The organism is Pseudomonas sp. HMSC063H08 (assembly GCF_001813645.1).
GTDB lineage: Bacteria > Pseudomonadota > Gammaproteobacteria > Pseudomonadales > Pseudomonadaceae > Pseudomonas > Pseudomonas aeruginosa.
Genome location: NZ_KV813462.1, coordinates 63,519 through 78,264, shown reverse-complemented (window position 1 = coordinate 78,264; position 14,746 = coordinate 63,519). Strand labels below are relative to the sequence as shown.

General features: G+C 67.6%; 14 protein-coding genes. 6 read left to right on the top strand and 8 right to left on the bottom strand.

Annotated elements, in window-relative coordinates:
• Positions 1–52 precede the first annotated feature (52 nt).
• Positions 53–409 carry a SirB2 family protein gene (locus HMPREF2924_RS16745; protein WP_003093338.1) on the top strand — a complete coding sequence of 119 codons (357 nt, stop codon included), beginning with the start codon at positions 53–55 and terminating at the stop codon, positions 407–409.
• Here HMPREF2924_RS16745 and HMPREF2924_RS16740 read toward each other — a convergent pair whose 3' ends face one another.
• The 6 genes from HMPREF2924_RS16740 to HMPREF2924_RS16715 form a co-directional block, all read right to left on the bottom strand.
• On the bottom strand, positions 410–1,339 hold the full coding sequence (locus HMPREF2924_RS16740) for an NAD-dependent epimerase/dehydratase family protein (RefSeq protein ID WP_003132381.1): 930 nt from the start codon (positions 1,337–1,339) through the stop codon (positions 410–412).
• Positions 1,332–2,216 carry a dTDP-4-dehydrorhamnose reductase gene (locus HMPREF2924_RS16735; RefSeq protein WP_003113045.1) on the bottom strand — a complete coding sequence of 295 codons (885 nt, stop codon included), beginning with the start codon at positions 2,214–2,216 and terminating at the stop codon, positions 1,332–1,334. The genes HMPREF2924_RS16740 and HMPREF2924_RS16735 overlap by 8 nt, the downstream gene beginning before the upstream one ends.
• Positions 2,217–2,484: 268 nt before the next feature.
• On the bottom strand, positions 2,485–3,435 hold the full coding sequence (feaR, locus tag HMPREF2924_RS16730; protein WP_003093343.1) for a transcriptional regulator FeaR: 951 nt from the start codon (positions 3,433–3,435) through the stop codon (positions 2,485–2,487).
• Between the two features lie 160 nt (positions 3,436–3,595).
• Complete coding sequence (locus tag HMPREF2924_RS16725) at positions 3,596–4,174, bottom strand: DUF3156 family protein (protein ID WP_003132379.1); 579 nt, start codon at positions 4,172–4,174, stop codon at positions 3,596–3,598.
• Positions 4,149–5,639 carry an APC family permease gene (locus HMPREF2924_RS16720; protein WP_003093348.1) on the bottom strand — a complete coding sequence of 497 codons (1,491 nt, stop codon included), beginning with the start codon at positions 5,637–5,639 and terminating at the stop codon, positions 4,149–4,151. Before HMPREF2924_RS16720 ends, HMPREF2924_RS16725 begins: the two co-directional genes overlap by 26 nt.
• 190 nt (positions 5,640–5,829) lie before the next feature.
• On the bottom strand, positions 5,830–7,317 hold the full coding sequence (locus tag HMPREF2924_RS16715) for an aldehyde dehydrogenase family protein (protein ID WP_003113043.1): 1,488 nt from the start codon (positions 7,315–7,317) through the stop codon (positions 5,830–5,832).
• 228 nt (positions 7,318–7,545) lie between these two features.
• Here HMPREF2924_RS16715 and HMPREF2924_RS16710 point away from each other — a divergent pair, with 228 nt between their 5' ends.
• Positions 7,546–8,214, top strand: coding sequence for a helix-turn-helix transcriptional regulator (locus tag HMPREF2924_RS16710; RefSeq protein ID WP_003132377.1), 669 nt, complete (start codon positions 7,546–7,548; stop codon positions 8,212–8,214).
• Here the strand turns inward: HMPREF2924_RS16710 and HMPREF2924_RS16705 are convergent.
• The gene (locus tag HMPREF2924_RS16705) at positions 8,211–9,047 is read right to left on the bottom strand and encodes a class I SAM-dependent methyltransferase (protein ID WP_003132375.1); all 837 of its coding nucleotides are present in this window, start codon (positions 9,045–9,047) and stop codon (positions 8,211–8,213) included. The two genes, HMPREF2924_RS16710 and HMPREF2924_RS16705, sit on opposite strands and share 4 nt — an antisense overlap.
• A gap of 106 nt (positions 9,048–9,153) precedes the next feature.
• On the opposite strand from HMPREF2924_RS16705, the gene HMPREF2924_RS16700 reads away from it, so the two are divergent.
• The 4 genes from HMPREF2924_RS16700 to HMPREF2924_RS16685 all read left to right on the top strand — a co-directional run bounded on the left by HMPREF2924_RS16700 (position 9,154) and on the right by HMPREF2924_RS16685 (position 13,696).
• The gene (locus HMPREF2924_RS16700) at positions 9,154–9,528 is read left to right on the top strand and encodes a hypothetical protein (RefSeq protein WP_003093356.1); all 375 of its coding nucleotides are present in this window, start codon (positions 9,154–9,156) and stop codon (positions 9,526–9,528) included.
• Entirely contained in the window at positions 9,525–9,731 is a 207-nt protein-coding gene (locus HMPREF2924_RS16695) for a helix-turn-helix transcriptional regulator (protein WP_003093358.1), read from the top strand. Before HMPREF2924_RS16700 ends, HMPREF2924_RS16695 begins: the two co-directional genes overlap by 4 nt.
• Before the next feature lie 210 nt (positions 9,732–9,941).
• On the top strand, positions 9,942–12,917 hold the full coding sequence (locus tag HMPREF2924_RS16690) for a thioester reductase domain-containing protein (RefSeq protein WP_003132373.1): 2,976 nt from the start codon (positions 9,942–9,944) through the stop codon (positions 12,915–12,917).
• Between the two features lie 89 nt (positions 12,918–13,006).
• A complete protein-coding gene (locus HMPREF2924_RS16685) occupies positions 13,007–13,696 on the top strand; it encodes an SDR family oxidoreductase (protein WP_003093362.1) in 690 nt (229 codons plus the stop codon).
• 14 nt (positions 13,697–13,710) lie between these two features.
• Here HMPREF2924_RS16685 and HMPREF2924_RS16680 read toward each other — a convergent pair whose 3' ends face one another.
• On the bottom strand, positions 13,711–14,355 hold the full coding sequence (locus tag HMPREF2924_RS16680) for a response regulator (RefSeq protein ID WP_003093364.1): 645 nt from the start codon (positions 14,353–14,355) through the stop codon (positions 13,711–13,713).
• Between the last annotated feature and the right edge of the window lie 391 nt (positions 14,356–14,746).

Below are 14,746 nucleotides of genomic sequence, written 5' to 3'. Positions count from 1 at the left end.
ACGGGAAAAGGCGCCTTCGGGCGCCTTTTTTCATCCTGTGGAAACGGACCCCATGTACCTCTGGCTGAAGACCCTGCACATCACCTTCGCCCTCAGCAGCGCCGCCCTGTTCGTCTGGCGCCTGGCCTGGAACTGGTCGGGGCGCAAGGCCAGCGGCATCCGCCGCTGGGGACCGCACCTGGTGGACACCCTGCTGCTGCTCAGCGCGCTCGGCCTGGTGCACCTGGCGATGCCCTGGCCGCTGCCGCTCTGGCTGCTGGCGAAGCTGGGGCTGTTGCTGGGCTACATCGTCTGCGCGGCGTTCGCCCTGCGGATGGCGCGGGGCCCCGGCAAGGGCCTGCTCAGCGTCCTCAGCCTCACCCTGCTGGGCGGGATCTTCTACCTGGCGCTGAACAAGCCCTGGTGGTGATCAGCGGCCGAGCAGGCGCGCCAGGCCCACGCCCATCGGCGTCGGCTGGTCGAAGCGGAAACGCCGCAGCAGGCGCTCGTTGTTCGCCCGCGAATGCCTGATGTCACCGGCTCGCGCGTCGGCGTGGGTCACCGGCGGCAGGCCACCGAGTACCTGGCCGATCTCCGCCAGCAACTGCTTCAGGCTGATGCTGCGATTCAGGCCGACGTTCACCGCCCCGGGTTCCACCGCCGTCGCCTCCAGCGCCTGGACCAGGAAATCGACCAGGTCGGCGACGTAGATGAAGTCGCGGGTCTGCTCGCCGTCGCCGAACACGGTGATCGGCGTCCCCTTCAGGGCGCGCTCGGTGAATATGCTGATCACCCCGGAATAGGGCGAGGACGGGTCCTGGCGCGGCCCGTAGACGTTGAAGAAGCGGAAGATCGCCGGCTCCAGCCCATGCTGGTGGCGATAGAAATCGAGGTAGTACTCGCTGGCCAGCTTGTCCGACGCGTAGGGCGTCAGCGGCGACTTCGGGGTGTCTTCGTCGATCGCCGTGCCTTCGCCGTTCTGCCCGTAGACCGCTGCGCTGGAAGCGAACACCACGCGCTTCACGCCCTGCTCGCGCATCGCTTCGCAGAGGTTCAGGGTGGCGATGAAATTGCTCTGGTGGGTGGCGACCGGGTCGTCCACCGAGGCCTGTACCGAGGCGACCGCGGCCAGGTGGGCGACCGCCGCGCAGCCCTTCAGGGCGGCCGCCAGGGTCGCCGCGTCGGCGGCGTCGCCTTCGAGCAGCTCTACCCGTTCGTCGTCCAGGGGCAGGTTGTCGCGCTTGCCGGTGGACAGGTTGTCCAGCACACGCACGCGGTAGCCGCGCGCCAGCAGCGCGTCGGTCAGGTGGGAGCCGATGAAACCGGCGCCGCCGGTGATCAGGATGGGGCGTTCAAACATGCCTGTAGTACCTGTCCAATAGAGCCGGCAAACCTGCGCGCCAGGCGCGCGGCTTGATGCCGAAGGTGTGGAGGATCTTCTTGCAGACCATCACCGCGTGCTGCGGCTCGTCGAGCGCGTCCGGGCGCGCGGCATGGGCCTCCGCCGAAGGCTCCTGGATCAGGTTGGAGCGATAGGTACGCGCCTCGTTGAGGATCACCTGTCCCAGCGCCAGGGTGGTGGTCGCTTCCAGTCCGCCGTAGTGGTAGGTGCCCCACAGCGGCGCCTGGCAGTCGAGCTGCTTGAGCACCGAGAGCACCACCCGCGCGGCGTCGTCCACCGGCGTCGGGTTGCCGCGCCGGTCGTCGGCGAGGAACAGCGGCTGCGGTTGTTCGGCGCGGCTGAGGAAACGTCCCAGCAAGCCGTTCGGGCTTTCGTCCAGCAGCCAGCCGAAGCGGATCAGCACATGTCGCGGGCAGGCCGCGCGCACGCTCTGCTCCATGCGCCAGAGCGCCTGGCCACGCAGGCCCAGCGGAAGGGTCTCGTCCTTCTCGCTGTAGGCGGTGGCGCGGGCGCCGTCGAAGACCCGGTAGCTGGACGGCTGGACCAGCAGGATCTCGTAGTGCTGGCAGAGCTCCGCGAGGCGCTCGACGGCGCGCTCCTGGGCGCCCAGGCGCTCCGCCTCGACCTGCTCGGCCTGGAACCAGTCGTGGTAGAAGGCGAGGTTGATCACCGCGTCGGGGCGCGTTTCGTCCAGCAGGGTGGTGAGGCTGGCGGCATCCCAGCCCTGCTCGGGTGGTCTGGGCGCGAGGAAACCGATGTCTTCCTCCGCCCCTAGGCGGATCAGCGCCTGTCCAAGGGCATTACCGCCGCCCAAAAGCATCAGGCGCATTCGCATGGTGTAGGGGGGCACTCGAAATCTGATAGTGAATAGCGACGCGGCGCACGCCCCAAGGCAATGACATCCTGCGCCTCGCTGGCGACATGAAAGGTGCGGGCATCGGGTGCTGCTTGTCGCGGCAGGTACCCCGGACAGCGCCGCCGTTATTTTCATGCAACCTGACACGCCGCATTCTTGCTGTGCCTCCGGTGAAGCGTCAAGCATTCACCGGGCCAGCTCCGCCTGCGGCGCGGATCGGCGGGACGAATGGCAGCGCGCGGCGGCGTCAGGCCGGTAGCGCGCCGGCCCGATAGTCCTTGGGCGAAACCTCGAACTGCTTCTTGAACGCCCGGCTGAAATGCGCCGAGTCGCTGAAACCCCACTTGAAGGCGATGGAGGTGATCGATTCGCCGCGCAGCCGTGGGTTGCCGAGGTCGGCGGCGCTGCGGCTGAGGCGCTGGCGGAGAATGTAGCGGCAGACGCTGTCGCCCTGCTCCTCGAACAACCGGTACAACTGGCGCACCGAGATGCGCAGGCGGCCGGCGAGCATGTCCGGACTCAGGCGCGGCTCCTGCAGGGATTGCTCGATCAGACGCTCCGCGTGCCGGCGCAGACTGTAGCCATAGAGCCCGGCCAGCGGTCCCTCCAATTCCTCGCCGGCGTGCTGTAGCGCCGGCCCGAGCAGGGCGATCAGCGCCTCCTGCAACGCCCCGCCCTCGTCCGCCACCGCCCACGGCTGCAGTTCTCCGGCGCACACCTGCTGCACCAGCAGGCCGAGCAGGCGACCGCTGGCGCAGTTCGGCGAGAGTTTGCCGAAGGCCCGCTGGCTGGGCGGCAGGTGCCGGCATACCTGGTCGCGGGAGAGATGGAACGAGGTGTGTTCGATGAGTCCGTGGGGAATGATCTCGCAGCCGCCCGCGGAGTCCATCAGCGCCATTTCCCCTGGCGCCAGCTCTATGCTGTCCCCACCCTGGCGCAGTTGCGCATGGCCGCTGCGCTGGACGACCAGGAAGCAGTGGCGGTCGTCGTCATGATCGGCATGGGTGGCCTGGCGGGCGATGCGCCCTGCGTTGGTGCGGATCTGCGCCAGCTCCAGGCCGCCGAGGTCCTGCCGCGAGATATCGCCGATGAACAGCGTCCGGTTCAGCGCGGGCTGCGACTCGAAGCGCCCGCAGACCTGGCGCAACGCCTGGTTCCAGGCTTCGAAGCTGTTGTGTGCGGAAGACAGGGTATGCACCGGGCACCTCCTGACGGCAACGGCCATCGTTATTGTTGTATGGCGCGGCAATTACCGAGCCACGCAGCGCTGCCGATATGATTAACATGTTATCGATATACCCACAAGCTAGCGCAAATGGACCGGCGGATACGCATCCGGGAGAGCCGGCAAGGGCCGTTCAGGCGGGAGAAAGCAGGCGTTGCAATTGGGCGAAGGCGCCCAGCAGGGCCAGGCGCTGCTCGGCGACCAGAGGGATGTAGCGGCGATAGGCGGGGAAGCGGTTGACCACCTCGCACGCCCCCAGGTGTTCCAGGCTCACGGTCCAGCCCCTGTCGTCGCGGCAGAGGCGCAAGCTCCGGAAGTCCAGCGGCATGAGTTGCTCCAGCAAGGCCCGGTCGCCCCCCTGCAAGGCCTCCCGCAACGGCTCGAGCCCGCTCCCGCTGCGCACCTTGCAAAGGATGCCGCGACGCCGCAAGCAACCGGCGTGACGCAGCTCCAGGCTGGCCGGCGGCCCCCCGGGCGCCGCCACGAACAGGCTGAACTCGGTGCTGACGATATGCATGAACAGGTGCGCCTGGACCCGCTCGCGAACCTCGAGGCTCAGCTCTTTCGTACGCAGCAACAGCCTGCCGTCCTGCGCCTCGCCGTCGCACGCAGCCAGGTTGCGCCGCACCAGGGCCAGGGTGGCTCCGGGGCGATAGGCGGCTGGCCGCCAGTCGCGCCAGTGGCGCTCATACCAGCGCGCCCAGGCGGACATGCGCCTTCTCCCGCTGCTGCTGGTCCTCTTCGGCGAATTCCTTCTCCAGCACCTCTTCCACCGCCAGCGGACGGAACGGATTCACCCGCTGTACGCACAGGGTCCAGAACAGGGCGTAGGCGGCCGCCAGGCCGAGCATCAGGGCGAACGGCAGGTAGATGTCGGCGGGGTTCATACCCGGCGGCGTGATGTAGAACATCCCCAGCAGGATTCCGGCGCTGGAGAACAGCTGCGGCAACGGGAACAGCGGCGAGCGGTAGGCGCGCGGCAGGTCCGGGCGACGGATGCGCAGCAGCACCACGGAGAGGGTCACCAGCAGGTAGGCGGTGCCCCAGGCGCAGACCGCCGCCAGGACCAGGTGGATGATCCCTTCGCTGTCGCCGCCCAGCCACCAGGCGTGCAGGCAGGGAATCGCCGCTGCCACGGCGATGCACAGCAACGGTGTCTTGAAGCGCGGGTGCAGGTAGGTGAAGGCCTTCGGCAAGGCGCCATCCAGCGCCATCCCGTAGAGAATCCGCGGCAGGCCGGCCATCAGGGTGTTGATGGTGGCGGCCCCGGCGAACAGCAGGCCCACGCCCAGCCAGATGCGTCCGAACGGTCCCATCACCTGCTCGGCGAATCGCGGGATCGCCATCGGCGTCTCCAGCAGGTGCAGGCCGCCGCCGAGGTCGAGGTTTTCCACCTGCCGGCGCATCGCCGCGCCATAGAGGAACATGCAGCAGGCCACCCCGACCAACCCCAGGGCCATCGCCCGCGGCAGGGTCCGCGAAGCGTGGCGCACCTCCGGCGCCAGCGGCGTGACGAATTCGCAACCGACGAACATGAACATCGCCATGCCCACCAGCGACAGCAGGGTCGGCAGGTCGTCGCCGACCATCGAGGCCCCGAACCAGCCCTGCAACTCCACCGCGGGCAGGCGCAGCAGACCGGCCACGGCGAAGATCATCAGGGTGCTCCACATGCCGAAGGTGAGGATCACTTCGGCGCGACCGAAGGCGGTGATCCCCAGCGCATTCAGCAGGCCGAAGCAGAGCACCATGCCGACACCCACCAGCCAGGCGCCGCCGCCCGGCTCGGTGAGGGTATTCAGCGACTCGAAGTTGACCAGCGCCATGGTGCCGCTGAGCATGGTTTCGGCGGTGCCGGCGAACACATGGACGATCAGGTAGGCCGACAGCGTGCCGGTGATCGCGAAGAAGCGCCCGAGGCCGCACGACAGGTAGTCGTAGACCGAGCCACGGGTCGGCAGCAGGCAGGCGGCCTCGGCGAAGGTGGTGGACTGCGCCAGCATCAGCAGCAGCGCCACCAGCATCGCCACGGCGAAGGTTCCGCCGCCCAGGCCGAAGCCGGTGGTGGCGGTGAGGATCACCGGGCTGGCCATGATCAACCCGACCGAACTGGCCAGGGCGGTGGGGAAACCAACCCGCCCGCGGAGCAGGTGCTGGGTGAGTCTGGAGTTGGACATCGACGTATCCTCGACGGCAGCGTTGCTGTTGTTGTTCTTGCGTCAGGCCCTGCCAGGGCGCGCCAGGCGCCCTGCGGGACGCGCCGGCGTCCCGTACGCTCCGCCGGCAGGCGAAGCGTGTCGAACAAAAGGCTGCCGCGGAGGGCAGCGAAAGAGCCGAACGAATCGGCTCACCCCGATTTCATCGATATCAGTAGGCGATGCACACCGACTTGTTCTCGGTGTACGCCTCGATCGCCGCATGGCCCATCTCGCGACCGATGCCGGACTGCTTGAAGCCGCCGAACGGCATCGACGGGTCGAGCAGGTTGTGGGCGTTCACCCATACCGTGCCGGCCTTGATCCTGGGCACCAGGTCCATGACCTGGCGCAGGTCGTTGGACCAGATGCTCGCACCGAGCCCGTAGATGCTGTCGTTGGCCAGACGCACCGCTTCGTCGAGATCGTCGAAGGGCGTCGCCACCAGCACCGGCCCGAAGATTTCCTCGCGCACCACCTGCATCCCCGGGGTAACGTCGGCAAGGATCGTCGGCTGCACGTAGAACCCCGTCTCGCCCTGGCGCGCCCCGCCGCAGACCACGCTGGCGCCCTCGGCCACCCCGCTTTCGATCATCCCCAGCACCCGCTCCTGCTGCCTGGCCGAGACCAGCGGGTTGATCTGCGTGGTCGGATCCAGGCCGGGGCCGATGCTCAGGTCGCCGGCGATGGCCGCCAGGCGCTCCAGCACCTGGTCGAAACGCTTGCGCTGCACATAGAGGCGCGAGCCAGCGGTGCAGACCTGCCCCTGGTTGAAGAAGATCGCGCCGGCGGAACCGGCGGCAGCCATGTCCAGGCTGGTGTCATCGAGGATGATCACCGGGGATTTGCCGCCGAGTTCGAGGGAAAAACGCGTCATGTTCTCCACCGCCGCATGCCCGATCAGCTTGCCCACCGGGGTCGAGCCGGTGAACGCCAGCTTGTCAATGCCCGGGTGCGCCGCCAGTGCCGCGCCGGCCTCGGCGCCCGTGCCGGTGACGATGTTCACCACTCCTGGTGGAATCCCCGCCTCCAGGCACAACTGGCCGAGGCGCAGGGCGGTCAGCGGGGTTTCGTCGGCCGGTTTGAGGACTACGGTGCAGCCGCAGGCCAGGGCCGGGACGATCTTCCAGATCGCCATCAGCAAGGGGAAATTCCACGGCACGATGGCTCCGACCACGCCCACCGGCTCCGGCACCGTGTAGGCCCGGTAGCGCGCGCCTGGGACCGCGGCGATCGACAGGTCGAGGCTGCGGCCCTCGATCTTGGTCGCCCAGCCGGCCATGTAGCGGATGAACTCGACCGAGGCGCCGACCTCCAGGGCCCGCGACAGGTTGATCGACTTGCCGTTGTTCAGGGTCTCCAGCTGCGCCAGTTGCTCGCCATGCGCCTCGATCCGTTCCGCCAGTCGCAGCAGCAGGCGCTCGCGATCGGCCGGGCGCTGGCCTGCCCAGTTGCCTTCGAACGCACGCCGCGCGGCGGCGACCGCCCGATCGACGTCTTCGGCGCCGGCGCGGGCCACGCGCGCCAGCTCGGCACCGGTCGCCGGGTCGTACAGCGGCATGTCGGCGCCGGAACGCGCCGGCCCGGACTCACCGTCGATCAGCAGGCCATGGGGACTGCGCAAGAAAGCGCTGACGGACGGGTCGATGGCAATACTCATGTGTGCTCCTCGGCTTGGCGACGGCGCTGCGTCATGCATGCGCCTACTACCCGGGAATACTCTGGACCCGCCGCTCCCCCGCTCGCTTGCTCCAGCCTGCCGGGTTTCTTGCCGCTGCCTGCCAAGCCAGGCAGAGAGAGACAAGACGGCACGCCGGGGCATGGACATTCTGCCCGGCAGGCGGGACAGTGGACGTCCCGCCGCCTCGTCCCACGGGAGTCCCGCGCCATGCCTTCGACCCTGTCGCCCGACCTCGGCCCGCGCTGCATGCAGGCCTTCACCCAGGTGGTACCGGCCAGCCTGTGCGTGTTCTATCGCATCGACGAGGACTGCCGCGCACACGATTTCCAGCTCCTGCGGATGCCGGCCGGCATGCACCGCGACTACCTGCGCCACTACCGCGACTACGATCCGCTGCAGCCGCGCCACTGCCTGGCCAGCGTTTCGCCGGTGGTGCCGCTGCGCCAGGGCATCGCCCGCCAGCCCGCGGAGGACAGCGCGCTGTACCAGGGCTTCCTGCGACGCCACGGGATCTGCGACGTGGTCGAGGTGCTGGCGCATGCGCATCAGCGTCCGGTGGCGGCCCTGTCGTTGCTGCGCGACGCCCGCCTAGGGGCCTTCTCCGACCAGGAGCTGCGACAGTTGCGCGCCCTGCATGGCCTGATGGAGCTGGCGGCGCAGGCATGCGCCACGCCAACGGCCAGCGCCGAGCGCCTGCAAGGCCTGACACCGAGGGAACGGGAGATCGCCCTGCTGCTGCGCGACGGCGTCAGCAACAAATGCCTGGCTCAGTGCCTCGGACTCGGCCTGCCGACGGTGAAGACCCACCTGCTCAACCTGTTCCGCAAGACCGGCGCGCGCAGCCGCACCGAGCTGGTGAAGCGACTCTTCCTCTAGCCGCGCGCGGCCTGGGGGCTGCGCGCCTCCAGCCAGAAGAGGAACTGCCGCACCGCCAGCGGCTTGCCGCTCTCGTGCAGGCCGCGCAGGCGCTCGCGGTGGCGCCTGAAGGAAAAACCGGGAAATACCCAGGGCAGGTTCAACAGGTACCAGGCCAGGGCGCCGACATCGGCGAAGTGCAACACCTCCCAACCTTCGCCGCCTGCCACCGGCGGCAACTCCGCGGCCTCCAGCTGGGCCCGGGCGAAACCCAGGTTCCAATGCGGCGCCTCCGGCGTCGGCGCCGGTTCGCCGAGCAACGCGTAGAACTCGCGGTTGAAGTCGCCGGCCACCTGCTGGGTGAGGAAACAGCCGCCGGGCGCCAGCACCCGCCGGACCTCCGATGGCAGATAGGACTCGTGGCGGTTGCCGACCAGGTCGAAGGTGCCATCGGCGAACGGCAACGCCCCGCCGCCATCGCCCTCCCGGCCCTGGCGATGGTTGTCCGGCGCGCCCTCCACCTCGACCACGCGGATGCCCAGGGGCTCCAGGCGACCCCGGGCAATCTCCAGGTTGGGCGCCCAGCCCTCGGTAGCCACGGTGAGCGGCGGACGATACGGCAGCCGGCTCAACCATTCGCCGCCGCCGGTGCCCATGTCCAGCAGGCTGGCGGCGGCCCGGCAGCGCTCCAGCATGCGCCCCGGGAAATCCCATGGCGGCGGTTCCAGGCGGATGCGTCCGCCATAGTCGTATTCCCAGCCGCGCATCGGTGTGCGGCCGGCTTCCACCAGCAGCGCGTCGAATTCGTCGCCCGTCGCCATTTCGCCGTTCTCCCAGAGACCGCCCGCTACCATCCCCGAGTCTCCTCGCCAAGGCAAGCCCATGGAGAATGTAAAGCTTGCTTGACAAAGAAGAGCATTCCGGCCAATGTAAAGCCCCCTTTACATGGACGGTTCAACCATGACCCACAAACGTTTCTTCCTCGAACTGCTTCTCGCGCTGGTCGGCTATGCCGCTGCCGTTCTGATCAGCGGCCAGTTGCTGGCAGGCACGGAACCGGGCGCCGGCCGGGTCTTCCTCGCCCTGCTGCCGGTGCCACCGATGGTCGCCCTGGCGCTGGTGGTGATCCGTTACCTGCGGCGCCTCGACGAAATGGCCCGGCGCATCCATCTCGAAGCCCTCGCCCTGGCCTTCGTCGGCACCGCCCTGCTCACCTTCGCCTACGGTTTCCTCGAAACCACCGGCTTTCCGAAACTCTCGATGTTCTTCGTCTGGCCCCTGATGGGCGCGTTCTGGGCCATCGGCTGCGTCCTGGGACTGAGGCGCTACGCATGAGGAACCGGGTTCGCGAGTTGCGCGCGGAGCGCGGCTGGTCACAGGCGGAGCTGGCCGGAAAGCTGGAGGTATCGCGGCAGACGGTGAACGCCATCGAAACCGGCCGCTACGACCCAAGCCTGCCCTTGGCCTTCAAGCTCGCCCGGGTGTTCGGACTGGCGATAGAAGCGATCTTCGACGACCGGGAAGGCCAGCTGGACTGAGTCCGGTCCCGCTGCCGAAAATGTCCGGGGCGCCCCCTGGCGACCCCGGCGGCGAGCCCCCCTTACCCTGTACCAAATGGCAGTTGCCGCATTTCCCCTCGGGGCTAGCCTTGGACCAGGCCTATCGCCAGCCTTCCCCCTGGTCCCCGCTCGATACGCTGAAAAACCACGGATAACGTCTTTTCAACCGGCAAGACAGGAGTCTCAGCCATGTCGAAAGATTCTGTTCTTGGCTTATTCAGGCAACACGCAGATACCCATCCCGAACGCCCCGCCCTCGTCGATCGCGAGCGCTCGTTCAGCTACCGCGAACTCGACCGACTCAGCGACCGGCTGGCCGCCCACCTGGCCAGGCGCGGCGTCGCCCGGGGCGAGCGGCTGCCCCTGCTGGCCGAACGCTCGGCCGAACTGGTCATCGCCATCCTGGCGGCCGCCAAGTGCGCAGCGGCCTACGTACCGGTGGACCGTCGGCAACCCGACAGGCGCAAGCAGGAAATCCTCCGCCAGTGCCAGGCCCCCGTGGCCCTCGCCACCCAGGCCGAGGACCTGCCGGGGCAACCGGTGGAGGTCATCGCACAGGTGCTCGCGACGAGCGCGGCGGGTGCCGCGCCGAGGCCGGCGCTCGACGGCAGCGAAGCGCTGTATGTGATATTCACCTCGGGCACCACCGGCGAACCCAAGGGCGTGGTGATCGAGAGCCGCTCCCTGAGCAACCTCGTGGACTGGCACAACCGGCGCTTCGAGATGGACCAACGGAGCCGCACCACCCTGATGGCCGGCGTCGGCTTCGACGTTTGCCAATGGGAAATCTGGTCCACCCTGTGCGCAGGCGCCTGCCTCCACCTGGTGCCCGACGAGGTGCGCCCGGCCCCGGCGGCGCTGCTGGCATTCTTCGCCGAGCAGCGGATCAGCCATGCCTTCGCGCCTACCGTGATGGTCCCTGCGCTGGTGGAGCAACCCGCTCCGCCGTCGCTGGCGCTGCGCTACCTGTTCTGCGCCGGGGAAAAACTGCCGCCGGTCGCAACCGGCGGGCTGCCCTATACCGTGGTGGATTACTACGGCCCGACCGAAGCCACGGTCTTCGCCACCTGCCGCATCGTCGACGCCGAAGCTCATCGGCGGCCCGCCTCGATCGGCACGCCCATCGACGGTTGCGAGGCATTCATTCTCGACGCCGACGACCGGCCTTGCCATGGCGACCGGCCCGGCGAGCTGAACCTGGCGGGCGTCTGCCTGGCGCGCGAATACCTGCGCGACCCGGACATGACCGCCAGGCGCTTCCACTACTCGCAGGCACTGCGGCGCCGGCTCTATCGTACCGGCGACAAGGCCCGCTGGCTGGCCGACGGCAGCCTGCAGTTCCTCGGTCGGCTGGACGATCAGGTGAAGATCCGCGGCCACCGCGTCGAACTCGGCGACGTCGAAGCCGCGCTGCTGCGCCAGCCGGCGATCCATGGCGCGGTGGTGCTGGCGCATGCCGACCCACGCTGCGGTAGCCAGCAATTGAGCGCCTTCGTGGTCCCCCGCCAGCGGGGCGGCGATGCCAGGGCCGTGCTCGCCGCCATCAAGACCGCCCTGCGCCAGGAACTGCCCGACTACATGCTGCCCAGCCGCTATCTGTCGCTGGACAGCCTGCCGACCACGGTCAACGGCAAGATCGACCGCCAGGCCCTGCGTCGACGCCTGGAGGAACAATGCCAGGAACGACTCGACGAGCAACGCTTCGGCACTCCCGGCGAACTGCAAGTGGCTCTGGCCTGGCAGGAAGTGCTGGGGCATACCGACTTCGGCCTGGACGACAGCTTCTTCGAGGTCGGCGGCCATTCCCTGCTGGCCGCCGCCCTGGTGCGCGAACTGAGCCGACGCTTCGGCAACCGTGCCTACATCCACGACATCTACCGCACCCCGAGCGTGCGCCAACTGGCGGCCAGCCTGGCGCGGCGCGCCGGCGAAGCGCCGCCGGCGCTGGACAGCGAACCGGCCCAGGAGCTGCAACGGGACGTGCGCCTGCCCGCCGACGTGGATTTCAGCCGGCCCATGGACACCGCCCAATTGCTCGCGCCACGGCACATCCTGCTCACCGGCGCCAGCGGGCTGATGGGCGCCCACCTGCTCGCCGAGCTGCTGGCCAGCCGCGAGGCCGACCTGCATTGTCCGGTCCGTGCGCAAAACGACGCCCACGCCCTCGAACGCCTGCGCCAGGCCGCCCGGCAGCACCGCATCGAACTCGCCGAGTCGGACTGGCGACGGGTCAGGGCCTACGCCGCCGACCTCGCAGAACCAGGTTTCGGACTACCGGCGGAAACCTACCGCGAGCTGGCCGGCAGCGTCGACCAGGTCTTCCATTCCGCCAGCGCGGTGAACTTCATCCAGCCATACAGCTACATGAAGCGCGACAACGTCGAGGGGCTCGGCCAGGTCCTGCGCTTCTGCGCCAGCGGCCGCTGCAAGCCGCTGATGCTGCTGTCGAGCATCTCGGTGTACAGCTGGGGCCACCTGCATACCGGCAAGCGCCTGATGCGCGAGGACGACGACATCGACCAGAACCTGCCGGCGGTGGTCACCGACATGGGCTACGTGCGCAGCAAATGGGTGATGGAAAAGATCGCCGACCTCGCCGCCGAACGCGGCCTGCCGCTGATGACCTTCCGCCTCGGCTACGCCACCTGCCACAGCCGTACCGGCGCCCATGCCGACTACCAGTGGTGGAGCCGGCTGGCGCGGACCTGCCTGGAGTACCGGGCCGTGCCGCTCCTGCGCGAGCTGCGCGAGGGCCTGACCACGGTGGACTACATGGTAGAGGCGATCAGCGTCATCGCCCGCCAGCCTTCGGCGCTGGGCAAGAAATTCAACCTGGTGCCGAGCATTCCGCGCTGCCTGACCCTGGACGAGTTCTTCGACCGTCTCGGGCGACGCGCCGGGCGTCCCCTCCGGCAGATGCCGTTCGACGACTGGGTAAGTCTCTGGGAAGACAATCGCGACGCCCCGCTCTATCCCCTGCTGAGTATGTTCCGCGACAACATGTACGCCGGCCGCAGCACCGTCGAGTTGTACCAGGATACCTATCTCTGGGACTGCACCAACGTCGAGGAACACCTGCGCGGGAGCGCCGTGCGCGAGCCGGAGTTCGACGACCGCCTGCTCGACCTGTACCTCGCCGGCCTGGGCGGCAGCGCCATGCGGTAAGGTCGAGGCCGCCGCGGCCGGTCGCCGCGGCGGTTACCGCAGCGGGACGCGCTTGGGTATCCTGTCCGCTTTATCGCCCGGAGAACCTCATGCACAACGTTCTGATCGTCGGCGCCTCGCGCGGCATCGGCCTAGGACTGGCGGATGCCTTCCTGCAACGCGGCGCACAGGTATTCGCCGTCGCCCGGCGACCGCAAGGCTCTCCCGGGCTGCAGGCACTGGCGGAGCGAGCCGGGGAGCGCTTGCAAGCGGTGACCGGCGACCTCAACCAACGCGACTGCGCCGAACGCATCGGCGAGGCGCTGGGCGAGCGGCGGATCGATCGCCTGATCGTCAACGCCGGCATCTACGGCCCGCAGCAACAGGATGTGGCGGAAATCGACGCCGAGCAGACCGCCCAGCTGTTCCTGACCAACGCCATCGCGCCGCTGCGCCTGGCCAGGGCACTGTCCGGGCGGGTTAGCCGGGGTGGCGTGGTGGCGTTCATGAGTTCGCAGATGGCCAGCCTGGCGCTGGGCCTGTCGGCCACAATGCCGCTCTACGGCGCCAGCAAGGCGGCGCTGAACAGCCTGGTACGCAGCTGGGAGGGCGAGTTCGAGGAGTTGCCGTTCAGCCTGTTGCTCCTGCATCCCGGCTGGGTGCGTACCGAAATGGGCGGCGACAGCGCGCCGCTGAGCGTCGAGGAAAGCGCCGCCGGACTGGTCGCGGCGGTGGAGGATGCCGCGGGCGTGAATGCCTGTCGCTTCGTCGATTATCGGAACCAGCCGCTGCCCTGGTGAAGCGGGCCGATCCGTCAGGGCATCCGGCAATAGCCCTCGGCCGCATACCTGATGAGGTCGGCATCGCGCTTGATGCCGAGCTTCTTCATGGCACTGACCTTCTGCGTACTGATGGTCTGCACGCTGCGATGCGAGCGCTCGGCGATTTCGGTGATGGTCAGTCCGGAGCCGAACAGACGGACGATTTCCGCCTCCCGGGGCGTCAGCCGTTCGTTGTGCGAGGAAAGCACCTGGTTGACGAAGATGTCCCTGATCGACGGCGAGAAATACTGGTTTCGCGAATAGGCCGCGCTCACCGCCGCCAGCAGGTGACTGGTCGAGTCGGACTTGCTGAGGATGCAATTGATACCCTGCTTGAGAATGGCCCGGATAAGACCCGGATTGTTCAGCATGGTAAAGACGACCAATTGCAGATGCGGATAACGTCGTCGCAGCAATGACAACAATGCCAGTCCATCGCCATATTTCCCGCCCGGCATCGTATAGTCGACGATAACGACATCGCAGTCGCCTTCGTCGAGCCGGCCGATCAACTCGGTAGAATTGGAAACTTGACCGAGCATCTCCAAAGAACCGCACTGACTCAGTTCGTAGGAAATACCCAGCGAAATGGCGGGATGATCATCCGCAACCATTACGCGAATGCGATGTAGGGACATCCTTGCGTCTCCTTAAGCGGTACACGGCAGGCGAAAGCGTTACCAGGAAACCTGTGGTCTCGGTCATGCCTGCCGCAGGCAGGCGGCCGCCGCTCGGCCGGCAAGGAGGAAAGCGCGGTCCGGAATCCGCCGACGCCACTGCCCCGGTTCAAAGTGAACATGTGTATTTTCTAGTGAAACCGACGATATTTAATATAGTAAAACTACTATTTTTTCGCCTCGCAAACTAACAACAAAGACACTTGAAACAGCCCCCGAAAAACGTATACGTAGACACTTATGAAAAACGATGAAATACGAAACGGACAAGCCAGAGCAGCAAAAAATTTGAAAAAAGAGTTCCGTGACAAGCTGAAACTATCGCCTGGAAAATAGCGTTCTTTTATTTGCG

What these genes read in the sequence shown, in the direction of transcription:
- HMPREF2924_RS16745 (WP_003093338.1), top strand. Translation starts at nt 53, where the DNA reads ATGTACCTCTGGCTGAAGACCCTGCACATCACCTTCGCCCTCAGCAGC.
- HMPREF2924_RS16740 (WP_003132381.1), bottom strand. Translation starts at nt 1,339, where the DNA reads ATGTTTGAACGCCCCATCCTGATCACCGGCGGCGCCGGTTTCATCGGC.
- HMPREF2924_RS16735 (WP_003113045.1), bottom strand. Translation starts at nt 2,216, where the DNA reads ATGCGAATGCGCCTGATGCTTTTGGGCGGCGGTAATGCCCTTGGACAG.
- HMPREF2924_RS16725 (WP_003132379.1), bottom strand. Translation starts at nt 4,174, where the DNA reads ATGTCCGCCTGGGCGCGCTGGTATGAGCGCCACTGGCGCGACTGGCGG.
- HMPREF2924_RS16720 (WP_003093348.1), bottom strand. Translation starts at nt 5,639, where the DNA reads ATGTCCAACTCCAGACTCACCCAGCACCTGCTCCGCGGGCGGGTTGGT.
- HMPREF2924_RS16715 (WP_003113043.1), bottom strand. Translation starts at nt 7,317, where the DNA reads ATGAGTATTGCCATCGACCCGTCCGTCAGCGCTTTCTTGCGCAGTCCC.
- HMPREF2924_RS16710 (WP_003132377.1), top strand. Translation starts at nt 7,546, where the DNA reads ATGCCTTCGACCCTGTCGCCCGACCTCGGCCCGCGCTGCATGCAGGCC.
- HMPREF2924_RS16705 (WP_003132375.1), bottom strand. Translation starts at nt 9,047, where the DNA reads ATGGTAGCGGGCGGTCTCTGGGAGAACGGCGAAATGGCGACGGGCGAC.
- HMPREF2924_RS16700 (WP_003093356.1), top strand. Translation starts at nt 9,154, where the DNA reads ATGACCCACAAACGTTTCTTCCTCGAACTGCTTCTCGCGCTGGTCGGC.
- HMPREF2924_RS16695 (WP_003093358.1), top strand. Translation starts at nt 9,525, where the DNA reads ATGAGGAACCGGGTTCGCGAGTTGCGCGCGGAGCGCGGCTGGTCACAG.
- HMPREF2924_RS16690 (WP_003132373.1), top strand. Translation starts at nt 9,942, where the DNA reads ATGTCGAAAGATTCTGTTCTTGGCTTATTCAGGCAACACGCAGATACC.
- HMPREF2924_RS16685 (WP_003093362.1), top strand. Translation starts at nt 13,007, where the DNA reads ATGCACAACGTTCTGATCGTCGGCGCCTCGCGCGGCATCGGCCTAGGA.
- HMPREF2924_RS16680 (WP_003093364.1), bottom strand. Translation starts at nt 14,355, where the DNA reads ATGTCCCTACATCGCATTCGCGTAATGGTTGCGGATGATCATCCCGCC.